The sequence below is a fragment of the Mucilaginibacter segetis genome (genome assembly GCF_016522075.1).
GTDB lineage: Bacteria > Bacteroidota > Bacteroidia > Sphingobacteriales > Sphingobacteriaceae > Mucilaginibacter > Mucilaginibacter segetis.
This window is the reverse complement of sequence record NZ_JAEHFW010000001.1, coordinates 1,024,257-1,040,419: the sequence shown is the minus strand read 5'-3', so window position 1 is coordinate 1,040,419 and position 16,163 is coordinate 1,024,257. Positions and strand designations below refer to the sequence as shown.

Below are 16,163 nucleotides of genomic sequence, written 5' to 3'. Positions count from 1 at the left end.
CTACCTTAATTGCCGGTAAAACACCCCTTACACTACCTGCCAATGAAAATAAAAAACCTACTTATCGACTTAGTGCTGATCATACTGGGGGTATTTGCAGCCGGTATGGGGCTAAAAGGCTTTTTGCTATCGAGCCATTTTATTGATGGCGGGGTTACGGGCATATCCATGCTGCTGGCTAATACTACTTCGGCACCGTTATCGGTATCTATATTTGTTATCAACGTTCCGTTCCTGTACCTGGGCTACCGCAAATTAGGCGGGGTGTTCGCCGTAAAAAGCTCTATGGCTATAGCCGGCCTGTCGTTATGCCTGGCCTTTGTTCAATTCCCCGATGTTACGCACGACAAGCTGCTTACCGCGGTATTTGGCGGTGTTTTTATAGGATCGGGCATCGGGATGGCCATACGCGGCGGCGCCGTATTGGATGGCACTGAGATAGCCGCTTTGCTGGTGAGCAAAAAAACGCAGATAGTACGTGTTAGCGATGTTATACTGATACTGAATGTGGTCATATTTACCGCCGCGGTTTTTTTACTGGGGGTGGAATCGGGCCTGTACTCCATCCTCACCTACCTGGCTGCATCAAAAATGATAGATTTTATTTTAAACGGTTTGGAGCAATATACCAGCATTACCGTAATATCGGTTAAAGGCGAAAAAATAAGGGTTGCCATAACCGAGAATTTGGGGCGAGGTGTAACCGTTTACCAAGGCAAAAGCGGCTATGGTAAAGATGGCCACGTGAATGATACCCGCGACATTGTTTTTACTGTTGCCAGCCGGTTGGAAGTTCCGCTGATAAAAAGGGAAATACTTAAAATTGACCCTGCCGCTTTTATTGTACAGCAAAGTGTGGATGATACTACCGGCGGTTTAATGAAACGCAAAAAAGTACATTAAAACCAACTCCGGATCCCTGCTCCCAAAACTCCTGTTTTTTATCGGTATTATAATATAAGGTATATGCCTAAACTTATTGTGTTTTGTATTGTTGAATTATCAGTTAACACACATAATCATGAAAACAATAAAAATAGACGGCAACCCTGAAACCATGAGGGCCGTAATGATACCCCGTACAGATATTTATAAAGAACATGACACCATCCGCTTAGAATCAACAGAAGACGGCCACGAAACTGTGGAAAAAACCATCTTCCGGATTGTTGACGCGGGCGAAGATAAGCTGGAACTTCAATTTGAGTAACAGCGTGCTATTTATCTTTAGTAAATAAAAACTCGCCGCCGCCCTGTTTTAAGGTAAACTGTTCGTTATCCGGATTAAACTCCATAACAACCCCTGCGGCTTTAAACACAAACCTGTGTTTTGTTTTGGTTGGCTCCAGCACAAATGCCGGCTGCCCTGCAGGCTGCGCCATTAATACATCGCCATTTTTTGTAACGGTAATTTTTAAAGGCACTTGTGTGCTGGCGTATACTCCAATATACTTATCTAACTGGGCGGGGTTAATTTGTATAAACTGCGGCAGGTTATAAGGTTTATTAAAGCATACGCTTAAGGCGCCTATCAATACATCATTAGGCTCGTAATTACCCCCGTTTTTAATATAGGCCACGGCTAACTTATCATCCGGGAAATATACCAAAGTTGAGCGGAAGCCATCTATAGTGCCATTGTGCCCATAGCCTTTATTTTCATAAAACGGAATGCTGAACATCCCCATCCCTATATTATCGGTAATGGTTTTCATCTGCTCCAGACTGGCAGCGCTAATTAGTTTACCTGCAAAAAGGGCTTCAATAAACCTGTCCAGATCGGTCGGGGTTGACACCATTGCCCCTGCCCCGCCGGGTATGCTCATATCTGATTCGGGCATAAGGTCCCATTTGCCTTTATAGTTGTAGGATAACGCCTCGTTATTAGCCGTATTTATCTTACCGCCGTAATAAGTGTTTTTTAAACCTATTTTATTAATAATCCGCTGTTTAACCAGATCGGGGTATGCCTTGCCGGTTATTTTCTCGAGGATATAACCTAACAGTATAAAATTGGTGTTGCTGTATGCCATACGGGTACCAGGCTCAAAATCGGGCTGGTGGGCAGCCATTTTAGCCAGCATTTGCTGATGGGTTTGCGGAGTGGCCATGTAGGTTAAAAACTCCGGATCGGTTGTGATATTGAATAACCCGCTATGGTGGTTAAGCATGTTGCCTATCGTAATTTTATCAGCATTAGGTATCTGCGGATAAAACTGACTCAATTTGGTTTGCAGGGATAGCTTTCCCTCTTCTATCAGTTGAAAAACCATTACCCCGGTAAACATTTTACTGATGGAGCCTATACGGTATTTGGTTTGTACGTTTGCAGGCTTTTGTGCTCTTATATCAATAAACCCGGTGGCTTTCTGATAAATGATTTGCCCGTTTTTTGATATGGCCAAACTGCCTGTAGATTTATTGCCGGCCGCCAGTACATCAAGCAAACTATCCAGCTTTTGCTTGTCAAAATCCTGTGCAACGGCCGTGTTTACAGCAGCAAATAACAAAAGCAAACCGGGCAGATATTTTTTCATAAATTATGATTGAGAGAAGTACTGCATTAAGATAATATATAAATGCTTTTGTTACTCCCCTCAATAAAAAATATTTTTTATTCGTCCTTACTATCTTCGTCAATTTCATCTACCGGTTCCCAAAGCTCTACCACGTTGCCTTCCGGATCCAGCACGTGAACGAATTTGCCGTAATCATATTCCGCTATCTCATCAATAATCACCACGTTATCCTTTTTGAGTTCCTCTACCAGCGCGGCCAGATCGGCCACCCGGTAGTTGATCATGAACGGGCTGGGCGAAGGGTCGAAGTATTTGCTGTCCTTAGGGAAAGTAGCCCACGAGGTTGATCCTTTTCTCGACGGATCATCGCCATGCCGCCACTCAAAAGTGGTTCCGTACTGGCTGGTAGGTAATCCCAGTTTGCTGGCGTACCATTCGTTCATCGCTTTAGGGTCATCGCATTTAAAAAACACGCCGCCCAGTCCTGTTACTTTTTTCATATTGGGGTTGTTCTGTTTATATAATTTATACGGTTACTGTTGATCTATCTTTTCGTTTAAGCACAAGCGCCGCAAGCAACGACATTACCACCCCTACCGGCACAATCTCCAGGTAGGTGAACATTACCCTGTACAAAGGGCTCACGTTGTATGTTTCCATCATGGCGGCCATCTCATCGCCCTGCTTTTTTATCTCAGCGGCACTTGCCCCGCTTGCCTTTAGTTCGGCCATAGCCCGGGCCTGATACTTTTCAGCAAAACCGGGCATAAAGTAGCTGTAATCTATCATCCATATAATTACATATACGGTAGATGCAATGAGGGTTATCAGCAACCCTATGGTAAGCGCCCTGCCAAAGCTAATGCTGCCGCCGTGGTAATCATCCCGGTAGTTTTTTACCGCTACAAAAATGAGCGAGAAGGCCAGTACCATGGCTGCATAGCCAAGCGCCATACTGGTATTAAGGCTTAAATTGCTAAACACACCTTCGCCTAAAACGCCCCACGAGGCAGCTATTACGCCGCCGATAAGTCCGCAGACCCAAATATTTTTTTTCATTTCTTTATGCTTTAAAAACCGCCTCAAAATTGCAGTAAGGGATGATATTTATGCTCATACTTTAGGGTGATTTTTAAAATAAAGATAAAATTATATCCTTTAATTGGCAGGCAGCTTATACCAGTATCTCCGCAATTTCGTCGAAACCTTTTTCGCGGGCGAGGTCGGCAGGCAGTTTACCGCCCTCCATTCGTATGTTTACCTCCGCGCCATGTTCCAGCAGCATTATCAATAATTCCGTATTGCCGTTTTGCGCGGCCGAGTGCAGCGGCGTAACTCCCGCCGTTTGCTTTACATTAACATTGGCACCGTTGCTTATCAGCATTTCGGCAATATCGGTGTGGTTACCGGCCACTGCCGAGTGCAGCGGATAAACATTGAAGCCGTTGTTTGATGGCAGGTTAACATCGGCACCTTTAAGCACCAGTAAACGGGCGATCTCGAACCGGCCGAAATAACAGGCCAGGCCTAAAGCGGTAAAGCCATCCTCTGCATGGTCGTCTATTCTATCGGGATGGGTGTATAGTAAATGGGCTACGGTATCAAACTTGCCTGCCGCGGCCGCCTCAAACATATTGGTATCATCGGCATATTTAAGCAGCAACTCGGTAATTTGGGGTTTATGGTAGTAGCAGGAGAGCATTAAAGGCGACACATTTTGGCTGGTTTTCGCGGTAGCCAGTTCAGGCTCAGCCGCTAATAAAGCCTTCAGGTTTTCCACGTCGGCAGCCGCTATATACTCTTCCAGTTTCTCTACATTCATTAATTCAATATTACTAAAAAATTAAAAAATATCTGTTTAATCTAATAACTTTATATTTGCATTAAAACGCGCAATATTCAAGGATGCCTAACAGAGGAAACCAGTTCAGAACAAATAGTTTTAAGGAAGATACACAGCCGCGCAAGCCGGGTGTTAAAGGCGGGAAGGAAAAACCTGTTAAGGAACGCCCCCAAAGAGGGCCGATTTTTGATCTGCGCGACGGGCGCCTCATCAAAATTGTGGGCCTGTTTTTCCTGATACTTTCGCTTTTTTTCCTCATCGCTTTTACCTCCTACCTGTTTACCTGGCAGCAGGATCAGAGCTACGTATCCAAAGCTAACGGCGGCTGGGGCAACCTGTTTAAAACCACCAAGGAGCTTTTAGATAACGGCGTTAAAGACCCTATGGTAGATAACTGGCTGGGTAAATTCGGCGCACTGCTGGCCAATCAGTTCATTTTCGAGTGGTTTGGTATCGCCTCGTTCCTATTCGTTTTTGTTTTCTTTATCATCGGTTTCCGCCTGCTATTCAAAGTAAAGCTGTACTCGGTAAGTAAAATGCTGGCCTATACCTTTTTTGGTATTGTTTTTATATCGGTCGCCATAGGTTTTTTCCACGCGTTTATTATTGATTATCCGCATTATTTAGAGGGCGAATTTGGCTATTGGAGCAACAAACTTTTAACCATACAGGTTGGCGAGGCAGGCACGGGCGGTATACTGGCCTTTGCCGCATTAACCGTTTTAATAATTGCCTATAATATCGATTTTAAATTACCGCAGCGCAGGGAACGAGTGGCTGGCATGGCCGAAGTTGATGAGGTAGCGCCGGAGCCTGTTGAACTGATAGACGAAGAACCCTCTAAACCGGTTGAATGGCCGCGTAACAATCAGCTGAAAGAGAACGCGGTTAAAACCGTGCCGCCCGAGCCTATAAAGCAGCAGCCGCTGGTACAAAACCCGGTTTTTCATGAACCGCTGGTGTTAACGCCCGACCCTGAAGCCGAACCGGAAACCGAGAGCGGTCCGCCGCTTACTATTGACTCGAACCGCCCCCTGCCGGAACTGAATATTGAGAAAAGCGACGATGACAAGGCTAAAGACCTGGTGAATAAATTCGGCACGTACGACCATAAGCTGGACCTCGCCTCCTATAAATATCCGCCGCTTGATTTGCTGGAGAACTACGGCTCCAACAAAATATCGGTTAACTCCGACGAACTGGAAGCCAACAAGAACAAAATTGTTGAAACGCTTAACCATTACAACATTGAGATTGATAAGATAAAAGCGACCATTGGCCCAACGGTTACCCTGTACGAAATTATACCCGCGCCGGGGGTGCGTATCTCCAAGATCAAGAATCTGGAGGATGATATCGCCTTAAGTTTGGCCGCCCTGGGTATCCGTATCATAGCGCCGATGCCAGGTAAGGGAACCATCGGTATCGAGGTACCTAATCAGAACCCCGAAATGGTATCCATGCGGTCGGTTCTGGCTACCGAAAAGTATCAGAACACTACAATGGATCTGCCTATTGCCCTGGGTAAAACCATATCAAACGAGGTGTTTATTGCCGATCTGGCCAAGATGCCTCACTTGCTGGTAGCAGGTGCTACGGGGCAGGGTAAATCAGTAGGTATCAACGCCATATTGGTTTCGCTGCTGTATAAAAAACACCCTGCCGAACTTAAGTTTGTACTGGTTGACCCGAAAAAGGTGGAGCTTACCCTGTTCCGTAAAATTGAAAGGCACTTTTTGGCCAAACTACCCGATGAGGAAGATGCCATTATCACCGATACCAAAAAGGTGGTCAACACGCTTAACTCGCTGTGTATCGAAATGGATCAGCGGTACGATCTGCTGAAGGATGCACAGGTGCGTAACCTGAAGGAGTACAACCAAAAATTTATTAACCGCAAAATAAGCGACCCCGAAAAGCACCGTTACCTGCCCTTTATTGTGCTGGTGATTGATGAGTTTGCCGACCTGATGATGACCGCCGGTAAAGAAGTGGAGCAGCCTATTGCCCGTATTGCACAACTGGCGCGTGCCGTAGGTATACATTTGGTTATTGCCACACAAAGGCCATCGGTTAATATTATTACGGGTACCATTAAGGCCAACTTCCCGTCGCGATTAGCATTCAGGGTGCTTTCAAAAATCGACTCACGTACCATTCTGGATGCAGGCGGTGCCGATCAGTTGATCGGCCGGGGTGATATGCTGCTCTCCACCGGAAGCGATCTTATACGCCTGCAATGCGCTTTTGTAGATACGCCTGAGGTAGAAAAAGTTTCGGAATTTATAGGCAGCCAAAAAGCTTATCCTACCGCCATGCTTTTACCTGAATATGTGGGCGAAGGCGAGGCCAGCAGCTCAAAGGATTTTGATGATGGCCCCCGCGACCCGATGTTTGAGGATGCCGCGCGCCTTATTGTGATGCACCAGCAAGGGTCAACATCGCTTATTCAGCGTAAAATGAAACTGGGTTACAACCGTGCAGGGCGTATCATCGATCAGCTGGAGGCGGCAGGTATTGTAGGACCGTTTGAGGGCAGCAAAGCGCGCGATGTGCTTTTCCCGGATGAATACAGCTTAGAGCGCCACCTGGAAGACCTGCAAAAACCCCGCGATTAAACCTACGGATGTAAAATCACTCTAAACTATTGCTAACCGTTATGGTTATGTATTTAACGGTGACCAACAAACCCGCAAAACGAATGAAAAAAATACTGCTTTATATACTTATTTCTGCTACTACCGTGGCCAGTGCCTTTGCACAAAAAGATGCGCAGGCAAAAACCATTTTAAATAAACTTAGCCGCCAATATAAGGCCTACTCATCTGTAAAAACAGATTTTTTGCTTAAAATAGATAATCAGCAGGCTGGTATCAGTCAAACTCAGAGCGGTACGCTTATCGTTCGCCCAAAAACCAATAAATACCGGGTGGTATTATACGCAGGCGGCACCGCATCAAAAACAGCCGTAGCCCAGGAGATCATCAGTGATGGTAAAAGCCAGTGGACCTACCTTAAAGATGCCGGAGAGGTGCAGTTAAGCGATGCTGATAACAGCGCCGAAGCGTTTAACCCTTCACAGATTTTCACCATGTATGAGCATGGCTTTAAATACCTGTACACCGGGCAGCAAAAAGCAGGCGGTAAAATTTATCAGGTGATAGACCTTACCCCCGAGGATGCCAACAGAAGCTACTTTAAGGTACGCCTTATGGTTGATAAAGCACACAACCGCTTATACAGCGCCCAAATATTTGACAAGAACGGCGGCCGTTATAACTATATACTACGCAGCTTTACCCCTAACGTAAAAATTACCGATGCTACCTTTACGTATAATAAAAGCGCGCATCCGGGTGTGGAGGTGGTTGATTTACGATAAAAGCCACCCCACCATTCATGCTGAATTTATTTCAGCACCTCATGGGCAAAGTGATAAACATACCTCGTGGGGTCCTGAAACAAGTTCAGGATGACGAAAAATCATGTCATTTCGAACGATAGTGAGAAATCTTAAGCTTTGTACATCTTCGCTATTTAGTAGTGCTCCTTAGGAATGGGCAGAGTTTTATTGTTACGCCTGTGGATGTTCATTTTCTTTGTCATTGCCACAAAGAAAACGAACCAAAAGAAAAGGCTAGTCAGAGCGAATGCTTCCACCCGCGAGGGCCATACTCCCTGTCCCGCCCGCTCTGACTTTCCCTGCGCTCTTATTCGGGCCTGGTAAGTAGTACTTAACTTTTTTTATTCCCCCCTTCAGCAGAACAGCTTCGGACTGAGGGCAGACGGCACACGGTGGCGATGCGGGCAGGCAGGGGCATAGCAATACTTGCCGAAGCATAAGGCCACAGCGCGAACGAAGTGGAGCAAGATTTTGCAGCCCGTGGTGCCGTATGCCCTGCCGGGTAAAAGCCCTGTGCGGCAAAGAAGCCTTTCTGCTGAATTGATCTTTTGTTACTTTTCTATCAAGAGAAAAGTAATGGGCCTATGCGGCCAGGAGCAGTATAGAACTGTAATAACACACCCCCGGCCCCTCTCAAGAGGGGAATTACACGTGCGAGTCATGCTGAATGTATTTCTTTACCTCATGGGCAAGGCTATACTTGTGAGATCCTGAAACAAGTTCAGGATGACGGGCGTTTTTGTCATTTCGAACGATAGTGAGAAATCCTGAACGCTGGCTGTTCGAACGTATAAGATTCTTCACTATCGTTCAGAATGACAGGGCGGGTTTGTATGCCGCTTTTTTTTCCCTTAAGTCATACATTAGTTATTTCAGCATCCCATATGCAATGCAATACTTGTGAGATCCTGAACCCGGACTGTATAGCTCGTCATTACTGCTCTTTGCATTAATTTCTAATTAAAAGATAAACTTTTGAGAATATTTAAAACATTCTTAAAAGTTTTACGTATTAATATTGAACTTTAATGTTTCGCAGCCGTATAAAAAACGGAAATAGTTTACATCTACCAAACCTATTAAACATGTTTCACAATATTACACAGCTATCAGCCGAAATTTTCAGCGTCGGCAATACCTGGCAAAACGTTGCTTTTTATTCGATAATATTTGTTACTCTTTTTGTGGTGATAGTGCAACTAAATCCATCCACAGCAACTGCTGCACGCAGGATTTTCTCGCATTTTTCACACAAATTCAGCTATAAGCATTTTAGTTCATATCATCACACTAAGCATAACCACGAACCTCATCAGCGTAAAAATAAACTGATGATACCAGACGATTGCTGCTCCTGAAAAACAATTTGCCGCCCTTATTGCTTATGAATTAAACCAAACAAAGCATTATGGAAAAGCGCGAAAATAAACAGATAGGTACCGGAAAGGCAGAAACCACCCGCCAAAACGGCGAGAGTTTAGTACAGGTAATGAAACCCTTTGTAAAATTCGGGGTGCTGGCTGTAGGTGTATTGGCAAGCGCGCTGATAACTATTGTAAAACACATTCCTAAACCTGATACGGGCCATTCCGCCAAACGCGGAAAAGACAACCGTGTAATTAAAATATAATAAGCCGGCTGTTACAGCCATTTACCAAATTCGTAATATTTGGTAATTTTTATATTTACGGTACTGCCCTTTTTGTATTTGCGCAGCTTGTAATTAATCACCCGTAATTCTACCTCGCGGCGCTCAATCACCAATTCTTCGTAAAAGCCCTTAAACAGTACCTTTTTTACGTGCCATTTGCCCTTGCCCATACTTTTTTTAATTTGCACGTGTTCGGCGTAAACCACTACCGTGCCCCGTTTGGTTTTTATACCACATACCAATGCCTCGGCGGGTGTTAGCTCGGTACAACTCACCAGCATTTTAGCGGTGTACAGCAACTTGGGCGAGTGGTAAAGCTCCTCGGGCGATGCATTCTCCACTATCTCGCCCTCCTTTATCACTATCAGCTCATCCGCCATTGACAGCAGCTCCGCCGGATCATGCGATACCAGCACCACCGTAATGCCCCATTCCTTAACAATTTGCCGTATATCATGCTGCAGCCCCTCCCGGTAGGTAGCATCCACCTGGTTAAATGGTTCGTCAAGCATCAGTACCTCGGGACGGTTTATCAGTGCCTTGGCAATGGCCACGCGCTGCTTTTCGCCGCCGCTAAGCTTACCAAAAGGCTGCTCGCGCAGGTCGTAAATACCCAGCAGGTTTAAGGCCTGTGTAGCCTTTTGCAACTGGTAGTTAACATCAGATGTGGGCAAACCTTTGCAAACATTATCCCAAACAGATGCCGCCATCTGCATATCGTGGTTATCCTGGGTTACCATAGTTATGGTGGCGTGCTGCGCGGTAAGGCCCGTACTGCGCGGCGGCAGGGGCTGTTGTTTAAAAAACACATCGCCCGAATCTGGCTGTAGCGTGCCCGTAAGCAGCTTTAACAGAGTGGTTTTACCGCTGCCGCTTTCGCCAACAATGGCGGTAATTTTACCCTTGGGTATAAAAATGGTAATGTTATTAACACCGGAAGATTTATCGCCAAAAAAATTTTTGGTAACCGATATGGTTTCCAATATCAACTCATCATTCATTTTTTACAGCACTTTATTTATCGGGGTGAATATTTAAAAAAAACCGTTTTATCCTCGTAAACCTAATCTATAAAAACTGATCAGCCAAAAAAAATCGAAAATGAATTCAAGCTTTAATAATAGTTAATACTGACCGGGTAAATATGTTTTGTAAAGCAAATTGAGTGGTATTTTTGTGCTTTTATTTTCCGCCATGCGCTTATACGCCTGCAGGTATTAGGCACAGGCCGGTATCCGCTGCTATCGGGTTTAGGTTTATCGGGTTTGCTGCCCGTTAAAACAATTTGGGGTAAAAACCATTATCTTATAAATCAAACAATTTATATTATAAACTAAAACTACCATGAACAGAACTTTGGGAATAATACTGATAGTAATTGGCGCAGCCATGCTCATATGGACGGGTTTCACCTATACCAAAAAAGAAAAAGTAGTGGATGCCGGTCCCATCCAGGTATCTGCCGATAAGCAACACACCGTAGCATGGCCACCATACGTGGGTGGTATATTATTAATTGGCGGTATAGTAATTGTAGCAACGGCTAAAAAGAAATAATCCCCATAGCGGAAAATGAAAAGGGGCTTTTGCATGTGTGATGCTGAAATAAATTCAGCATGACTCGCACGTGTAATTCCCCTCTTGAGAGGGGCCAGGGGTGTATTTTACAGTTCGACTACTGCTCCTGGCCGCAGAGGCCCATTACTTTTGAGGTACCAAAAGTAACAAAAGTACTTTTCAGCAGATAGGCTTCTTTGCCGCACAGGGCCTTTACACGGCAGGGCATACGGCACCACGGGCTGCAAAATCTTGCTCTACTTCGTTCGCGCTGTGGCCATATGCTTCAGCAAGTATTGCTATGCCATTGGCAGCCCGCATCGCCACCGTGTGCCGTCTGTCCTCCGTCCGAAGCTGTTCTGCTGAAGGGGAAAAGAAAAAAAGAAAAAATCAAGCACAAGTACTACTTACCATAAACTGACAAAAAGCGCAGGGAAAGTCAGAGCGGGCGGGACAGGGAGTATGGCCCTCGCGGGTGGAAGCATTCGCTCTGACTAGCCTTTTCTTTTGGTTCGTTTTCTTTGTGGCAATGACAAAGAAAATGAACATCCACAGGCGTAATAACAAAACTCTGCCCATTCCTAAAGAGCACTACTAAATAGCGAAGATTGTACAAAGCCTAAGATTTCTCACTACCGTTCGAAATGACAAAACCGCCCCGTCATCCTGAACTTGTTTCAGGATCCCACAAGTAAAACCCTGCACGTGAGGTGCTGAAATAAATTCAGCATGACTTTGGGGGTGAGTGCCAACTGAACGGGTATTAATCCGGTATAAACTCCGGTTTGGAAGATTCAGGGATGATGAGTTCTTTGTTGAAATTGGGGAGCAGGCGGTGCAAAACGTTATCGGGCATGTTGCCTACATCTAAAAAGGTCCAGCTTTTACCGTTATCGCTACTAATTCCTAAAAGATACGAGTGCGCCACATAATGGCCCGTTACCGATTTTAGGATGATCATCTCGGGAATAAGGCAATGCAGCTGATCGCCGGCCCTGAAAAACTTACCCGGCGAACCTACCGAGCCGTTAAATTCAACTATGCCCTGCTTTTTTAAACCCGCCATCTTTTCGGTGATCAGCTTTTGCAATGCGCCGCGACCGCCCGAAAGCTCTATCAGCTTAGGATAGGTAAGGTCGATAACGGTGTTATAATCGCCCTTAAAGGTGGCCTCCGCTAAACGGTTGGCCTGCATTTTTACCAGTAGGGTATCCTGCGCGCGACTAAAAAATGGCCATATAAAAAAGCTGAGTAACAGCAGGCATAACCTCATTTAACGGATATTATTTTTTGCGGAATATTAAATAATCAACCGAGTATTTATCATAATCGGCATACAAATATAATAACGCGAAATAGGCTCCGTATACAATCTGCGTAAAAACATTGGGCCATTGCTCCAGCAGGCACGAGCCAAATATTAAACTCACCATAACCGCCACACCTAAAATATTGGCGAAACGGGTAAACAGGCCAAGTATCAGTAAAACACCTACGGCAAGTTCAAAAAACGAAAGCGCGTAGCTGTAGGGTACCACTAAGGCAGCGGGCAGCATGGTTTTTTCAAACTGCGATACCACATGTTCGCTAAAGGTTGCCAGTTTGGGCATGCGCACCAAACCGTGCCCGAACATGCTGAACGCTATGGGCAGGCGGGCCAGCAGGTAGGCGGTGTTCTCTTTTTTTGCGTGTACCATGTTTCTAATTTTTTAATATCTCGTTGGCAAGGTGGTTAGTTCCATCTACCTTTCCGGTTATTTTTAGGCCTAACAGGCGGCTTATCATGTTATAAACATCAACATTAGGGAAAGCCGGAATGTTTATATTCTTTTTAAAAGCCGGGCCCCAGGCAAAAAATGTGGCGTGCATATCTTTCACCATAGCAGGATCGTAACCGTGCCAGCCGGGGTGGATGCTCTTATTATTGTACAGGCTAAACACTTTAGGATAATCGGGGATGAGCATAATATCGCCTAAGCGGTTGTGCCAGTCGTCGGCAGTGCCGTAATGCAGATGGGCGGGCATATTGGTCTTTAAATAAACCTGATAACCCTTTGCTTCCTTTTTCAGTTCCCGGTAAGTACTTTGTATGTATTTTTTGTTTTTGGCGTACAGTTCCACTAAAATACCATCGCCCGAGATAATGAATTTAGAGGTATCAATAGCGGCGGGGATGCCTATGGGGTGGTCTTTATCAACCTTGGTCATGCCGTGGTCGGCCACAAAAACAAAGTTCACATCAAGCCCGGTAGTTTTAACCGCTTTGTACAGTTCATTCACTGCCGAATCTACATAATGCACCTCATGCGCGGTTTCGGGGGCGTCCGGGCCGTATAAATGCCCTGCATGGTCAACCTGCGGAAAGTAAAAGGTGATCAAATGCGGGCGTTTCTCCGGCGGTAGTTTAAGCCAGTTAACCACGGCCGCAATGCGGTTATGGATGTCTATCTTATCGTTATAAATATAATAATAGCTTGGGCGGGTGTTTTTTATGGCAGCCTCTGATGCTACCCAGTAAAAACTGGCCGATACCATGTGCTGCTGCTCGGCCAGTACCCATAGCGGTGTGCCGCCATACCAGGTGCCATCGGCAACTTTGGCCTTGTTACCCATGTTATAAAACTCCTTACGGTCGCGGTCGTAAAAACCATTGTTCACCAAACCCGAGTGCGAGGGATAAAGCCCCGTAACCATAGCATAATGGTTGGGGAACGTAACCGACGGGTACGATGGCACCATGGATGCCGCGCTTACACCACCGTTGCTGAGGCGCAGCAGATTTTCGGCATGGTATTTTTTGGCGTAATCGTACCGGAAACCATCGGCCGAAATAAGGATGACATAAGGCTTTTGCTGTTGCGCGGCGCTGTTGCTGCGCCCGGCTATCACCTGCTGGGTGGTATCAACCAATTGCTGGCTGTAGGCATTTAAGCACAGCAAAACAATTACGCTTAGGCTAAGTATTTTTTTAAGGGGATGTTTCATCGCTCCAAAAATATACAAATAAGGTTACGCCAATAATAGGGTATTGTAAATTGTTACGATGGCGATACACCAACCGGAGTATTATATGATACTATTGTTACGTTGCGCCTGCGGGTAAATTGCTACATTTAAATCGCGGAGGCCGATTGGTTTTAATGGCCTTATGCCCGGGGATTGAAGTAATGAACAGCAAACGTATAATTTTTGGTTTTTTTATGGCTGCGGCAATGCTGTACGGCTGTAAAAACAGTAAAAAATTGTACATCAGTGATTGTAACGATAACATTGCCTACAAAAAAGTGGGTTTCAGCAATTTACTTGACAGCCTGAAGTTTTACGATAAGCAGTATGTGGAAGTAAGCGGTAAATACACCGAGGGCAAACACCTTTCGGCTTTGGTTAACGATAGTTTGTTTACCTCGCACAATAACAGCCACGCGCTTTGGGTAAACTTTTCGCAGGACTGCCCCCTGCAGCTTGCAGGCAAACGCACAGGGTTGTTCGAGTACGATAACGGCAACTATGTAAAACTTAATAACCGCAGCATGACCATACGGGGCATTGTGGATATACGCCAAAAGGGACATCTGCATGCCTTTAGCGGCGCTATTGACAGGGTGAGCTACGTGGAGCTCTATTAACCCCCTACGCGCTTATCAGGATATTATTATTCTCGATAAAGGTTTTGATGATGCTTACCGCCGGGTTATAAGCATCCGATCTTAAAGGCAGGGCATCATCGGGTTTAAGGTAACCTATAATTTCTCCGGCTTCGTTGTTGTTAATATAGCTAAAGCCCATCCTCCAGTCGGTAAAGTTTCTTTCGGCGAGGGGCTCATCTATCAGCTTAATAATGTTCCTGTGTTTTTTATCCTGCTCAATTAGCTCATATATGGCATCCACATCGGCAGGTTCGCCCTCTAAAGCCTGTATAAATGTACCATCAGCATAAAGCAATACGCCTGTTACCTGGTGTTTGGCGTTATTATCGCGCGCGGCGGTTAAAATGTGCAGCAGTACATCATCGGTAAGTAAAGTAACCGCGGTGCTTATATAAACTATGGTTTTCATTTTAAGAGATGTAGTATTAAAATAATAAGATAAATTCTTATTAAGATAATGCAAATAAAGCGTATTTATTTGTTATTAAGAAAATCTTTTAACTCTATCTTATATATCGAGGGTAAGCCCGTCGTAAGCCAGTTCAATTCCGGCGGGCAGTTCGGGCGATATATCAGCGTGTTTGCCCAGGCGGTGACTAATGTGGGTGAGGTATGTTTTTTGCGCGCCAATATCCTGCGCAAAGGCTATGGCCTCATCCAAAGTAAAGTGCGAAATGTGGCTCTGTTTCTGCAGGCCGTTAAGTACCACTATCTTCGATCCGCGTATCTTTTGCTTTTCCTTTTCTGTTACCGTTTTGGCATCCGTAATATAAGTAAAGTCGCCAATGCGGAAACCCAATACCGGCAGCTTATAATGCAATACCTCAATAGGGATAAACCGCAGGCTCCCGATATCAAAAGGCTCCAGCGCAATGGTATGCAGGTTGATCTGCGGTATGCCGGGGTAACCCTTATCATCAAAAATATAGGGGAACTCGCGCACCAGCGCCTTTTGTACACGGGTATCGGCATAAATATCAACCGGCCCCTGCTGTTTAAAATTAAAGGCCCTTATATCATCCATCCCGGCTACGTGGTCTTTATGCTCATGCGTAAAAACAATGGCATCCAGGTGTTTCACCCCGGCGCGCAGCATCTGGTACCTAAAATCGGGGCCCGAATCAATTACTACCGTTTTATCTTCGTTCTGTATCAAAACAGAGGTGCGCAGGCGCTTGTCATGCACATCTGTTGAGGTGCAAACTTCACATTCGCAGGCAATTACAGGTACGCCCTGCGAGGTTCCGGTTCCTAAAAAAGTAATGGTCACAGCTGCAGTTTGGTTTGTTTTATCTGGTGTAAAAATGCAGCCTGTTTTTCATCAAGCAGTTTATAATCAATATCCAGCTCACGGGCCAGCCCGGCAACGGCGGCAATACGGCTCTCCAGGTTGGCAAATTTGTTGATCACCACCACGCGGCTGTTTTGCAGCAGGCAGGCGTTGGTTTTAAAATTACCTTTCTCGTACCGCACCTTGTACCCGGCTGTTTTTAAAAGCAGTTCAAGTTTTTCAAGCGTATGGTTGGTTATGGTAAGCATCAGT

General features: G+C 45.3%; 19 protein-coding genes. 8 read left to right on the top strand and 11 right to left on the bottom strand.

The window, feature by feature from the left end; genetic code table 11:
* Positions 1–42: 42 nt before the first annotated feature.
* Positions 43–903: a YitT family protein gene (locus I5M19_RS04915; RefSeq protein WP_200064735.1), complete on the top strand. Its 861-nt coding sequence runs from the start codon at positions 43–45 to the stop codon at positions 901–903.
* A 118-nt stretch (positions 904–1,021) separates the two neighbouring features.
* Positions 1,022–1,210, top strand: a complete 189-nt coding sequence (locus I5M19_RS04910; RefSeq protein WP_200064732.1) for a hypothetical protein — start codon at positions 1,022–1,024, stop codon at positions 1,208–1,210.
* Positions 1,211–1,217: 7 nt separating this feature from the next.
* Here the strand turns inward: I5M19_RS04910 and I5M19_RS04905 are convergent, their stop codons facing one another.
* From I5M19_RS04905 to I5M19_RS04890, 4 genes are all read right to left on the bottom strand, one after another.
* Positions 1,218–2,537 carry a serine hydrolase domain-containing protein gene (locus tag I5M19_RS04905; protein WP_200064729.1) on the bottom strand — a complete coding sequence of 440 codons (1,320 nt, stop codon included), beginning with the start codon at positions 2,535–2,537 and terminating at the stop codon, positions 1,218–1,220.
* Positions 2,538–2,614: 77 nt separating this feature from the next.
* Positions 2,615–3,019, bottom strand: coding sequence for a VOC family protein (locus tag I5M19_RS04900; protein ID WP_200064726.1), 405 nt, complete (start codon positions 3,017–3,019; stop codon positions 2,615–2,617).
* A gap of 25 nt (positions 3,020–3,044) precedes the next feature.
* On the bottom strand, positions 3,045–3,578 hold the full coding sequence (locus I5M19_RS04895; protein ID WP_200064723.1) for a DUF4199 domain-containing protein: 534 nt from the start codon (positions 3,576–3,578) through the stop codon (positions 3,045–3,047).
* Positions 3,579–3,693: 115 nt separating this feature from the next.
* Positions 3,694–4,341 (bottom strand): ankyrin repeat domain-containing protein, encoded by a 648-nt coding sequence (locus I5M19_RS04890; RefSeq protein WP_200064721.1) that lies wholly within the window; start codon positions 4,339–4,341, stop codon positions 3,694–3,696.
* Between the two features lie 83 nt (positions 4,342–4,424).
* On the opposite strand from I5M19_RS04890, the gene I5M19_RS04885 reads away from it, so the two are divergent.
* The 4 genes from I5M19_RS04885 (at position 4,425) to I5M19_RS04870 (ending at position 9,395) form a co-directional block, all read left to right on the top strand.
* Positions 4,425–6,980 (top strand): DNA translocase FtsK, encoded by a 2,556-nt coding sequence (locus I5M19_RS04885; RefSeq protein WP_200064719.1) that lies wholly within the window; start codon positions 4,425–4,427, stop codon positions 6,978–6,980.
* A gap of 83 nt (positions 6,981–7,063) precedes the next feature.
* Positions 7,064–7,744 (top strand): LolA family protein, encoded by a 681-nt coding sequence (locus tag I5M19_RS04880; RefSeq protein ID WP_200064708.1) that lies wholly within the window; start codon positions 7,064–7,066, stop codon positions 7,742–7,744.
* Positions 7,745–8,850: 1,106 nt separating this feature from the next.
* Complete coding sequence (locus I5M19_RS04875; protein ID WP_200064705.1) at positions 8,851–9,123, top strand: hypothetical protein; 273 nt, start codon at positions 8,851–8,853, stop codon at positions 9,121–9,123.
* Positions 9,124–9,173: 50 nt separating this feature from the next.
* A complete protein-coding gene (locus I5M19_RS04870; protein WP_200064702.1) occupies positions 9,174–9,395 on the top strand; it encodes a hypothetical protein in 222 nt (73 codons plus the stop codon).
* 11 nt (positions 9,396–9,406) lie between these two features.
* Here the strand turns inward: I5M19_RS04870 and I5M19_RS04865 are convergent, their stop codons facing one another.
* Positions 9,407–10,417, bottom strand: coding sequence for an ATP-binding cassette domain-containing protein (locus I5M19_RS04865; RefSeq protein WP_200064699.1), 1,011 nt, complete (start codon positions 10,415–10,417; stop codon positions 9,407–9,409).
* Positions 10,418–10,760: 343 nt separating this feature from the next.
* Here I5M19_RS04865 and I5M19_RS04860 point away from each other — a divergent pair, with 343 nt between their 5' ends.
* A complete protein-coding gene (locus I5M19_RS04860) occupies positions 10,761–10,973 on the top strand; it encodes a hypothetical protein (RefSeq protein WP_200064696.1) in 213 nt (70 codons plus the stop codon).
* A 763-nt stretch (positions 10,974–11,736) separates the two neighbouring features.
* Here the strand turns inward: I5M19_RS04860 and I5M19_RS04855 are convergent.
* From I5M19_RS04855 to I5M19_RS04845, 3 genes are read right to left on the bottom strand one after another with little or no spacing between them, the layout of a single operon-like run.
* Positions 11,737–12,246 (bottom strand): hypothetical protein, encoded by a 510-nt coding sequence (locus I5M19_RS04855; protein ID WP_200064693.1) that lies wholly within the window; start codon positions 12,244–12,246, stop codon positions 11,737–11,739.
* A gap of 10 nt (positions 12,247–12,256) precedes the next feature.
* Positions 12,257–12,670, bottom strand: coding sequence for a DoxX family protein (locus tag I5M19_RS04850; protein WP_200064690.1), 414 nt, complete (start codon positions 12,668–12,670; stop codon positions 12,257–12,259).
* A 4-nt stretch (positions 12,671–12,674) separates the two neighbouring features.
* The gene (locus I5M19_RS04845; RefSeq protein ID WP_200064687.1) at positions 12,675–13,958 is read right to left on the bottom strand and encodes an alkaline phosphatase family protein; all 1,284 of its coding nucleotides are present in this window, start codon (positions 13,956–13,958) and stop codon (positions 12,675–12,677) included.
* Between the two features lie 155 nt (positions 13,959–14,113).
* On the opposite strand from I5M19_RS04845, the gene I5M19_RS04840 reads away from it, so the two are divergent.
* Positions 14,114–14,599 carry a hypothetical protein gene (locus I5M19_RS04840; RefSeq protein ID WP_200064684.1) on the top strand — a complete coding sequence of 162 codons (486 nt, stop codon included), beginning with the start codon at positions 14,114–14,116 and terminating at the stop codon, positions 14,597–14,599.
* A gap of 4 nt (positions 14,600–14,603) precedes the next feature.
* Here I5M19_RS04840 and I5M19_RS04835 read toward each other — a convergent pair whose 3' ends face one another.
* From I5M19_RS04835 to I5M19_RS04825, 3 genes are all read right to left on the bottom strand, one after another.
* Positions 14,604–15,029 carry a BLUF domain-containing protein gene (locus I5M19_RS04835; protein WP_200064681.1) on the bottom strand — a complete coding sequence of 142 codons (426 nt, stop codon included), beginning with the start codon at positions 15,027–15,029 and terminating at the stop codon, positions 14,604–14,606.
* A gap of 99 nt (positions 15,030–15,128) precedes the next feature.
* The gene (locus tag I5M19_RS04830; protein WP_200064678.1) at positions 15,129–15,890 is read right to left on the bottom strand and encodes an MBL fold metallo-hydrolase; all 762 of its coding nucleotides are present in this window, start codon (positions 15,888–15,890) and stop codon (positions 15,129–15,131) included.
* Complete coding sequence (locus I5M19_RS04825) at positions 15,887–16,159, bottom strand: hypothetical protein (protein ID WP_200064675.1); 273 nt, start codon at positions 16,157–16,159, stop codon at positions 15,887–15,889. The genes I5M19_RS04830 and I5M19_RS04825 overlap by 4 nt, the downstream gene beginning before the upstream one ends.
* Positions 16,160–16,163: the final 4 nt, after the last annotated feature.

Excerpts from the sequence above, each read along its gene's own strand:
- I5M19_RS04840 (WP_200064684.1), top strand. The coding sequence starts at position 14,114 with ATGGCCTTATGCCCGGGGATTGAAGTAATGAACAGCAAACGTATAATT.
- I5M19_RS04850 (WP_200064690.1), bottom strand. The coding sequence starts at position 12,670 with ATGGTACACGCAAAAAAAGAGAACACCGCCTACCTGCTGGCCCGCCTG.
- I5M19_RS04915 (WP_200064735.1), top strand. The coding sequence starts at position 43 with ATGAAAATAAAAAACCTACTTATCGACTTAGTGCTGATCATACTGGGG.
- I5M19_RS04905 (WP_200064729.1), bottom strand. The coding sequence starts at position 2,537 with ATGAAAAAATATCTGCCCGGTTTGCTTTTGTTATTTGCTGCTGTAAAC.
- I5M19_RS04890 (WP_200064721.1), bottom strand. The coding sequence starts at position 4,341 with ATGAATGTAGAGAAACTGGAAGAGTATATAGCGGCTGCCGACGTGGAA.
- I5M19_RS04880 (WP_200064708.1), top strand. The coding sequence starts at position 7,064 with ATGAAAAAAATACTGCTTTATATACTTATTTCTGCTACTACCGTGGCC.
- I5M19_RS04865 (WP_200064699.1), bottom strand. The coding sequence starts at position 10,417 with ATGAATGATGAGTTGATATTGGAAACCATATCGGTTACCAAAAATTTT.
- I5M19_RS04875 (WP_200064705.1), top strand. The coding sequence starts at position 8,851 with ATGTTTCACAATATTACACAGCTATCAGCCGAAATTTTCAGCGTCGGC.
- I5M19_RS04835 (WP_200064681.1), bottom strand. The coding sequence starts at position 15,029 with ATGAAAACCATAGTTTATATAAGCACCGCGGTTACTTTACTTACCGAT.
- I5M19_RS04855 (WP_200064693.1), bottom strand. The coding sequence starts at position 12,246 with ATGAGGTTATGCCTGCTGTTACTCAGCTTTTTTATATGGCCATTTTTT.
- I5M19_RS04860 (WP_200064696.1), top strand. The coding sequence starts at position 10,761 with ATGAACAGAACTTTGGGAATAATACTGATAGTAATTGGCGCAGCCATG.
- I5M19_RS04910 (WP_200064732.1), top strand. The coding sequence starts at position 1,022 with ATGAAAACAATAAAAATAGACGGCAACCCTGAAACCATGAGGGCCGTA.
- I5M19_RS04870 (WP_200064702.1), top strand. The coding sequence starts at position 9,174 with ATGGAAAAGCGCGAAAATAAACAGATAGGTACCGGAAAGGCAGAAACC.
- I5M19_RS04885 (WP_200064719.1), top strand. The coding sequence starts at position 4,425 with ATGCCTAACAGAGGAAACCAGTTCAGAACAAATAGTTTTAAGGAAGAT.
- I5M19_RS04895 (WP_200064723.1), bottom strand. The coding sequence starts at position 3,578 with ATGAAAAAAAATATTTGGGTCTGCGGACTTATCGGCGGCGTAATAGCT.
- I5M19_RS04825 (WP_200064675.1), bottom strand. The coding sequence starts at position 16,159 with ATGCTTACCATAACCAACCATACGCTTGAAAAACTTGAACTGCTTTTA.
- I5M19_RS04900 (WP_200064726.1), bottom strand. The coding sequence starts at position 3,019 with ATGAAAAAAGTAACAGGACTGGGCGGCGTGTTTTTTAAATGCGATGAC.
- I5M19_RS04845 (WP_200064687.1), bottom strand. The coding sequence starts at position 13,958 with ATGAAACATCCCCTTAAAAAAATACTTAGCCTAAGCGTAATTGTTTTG.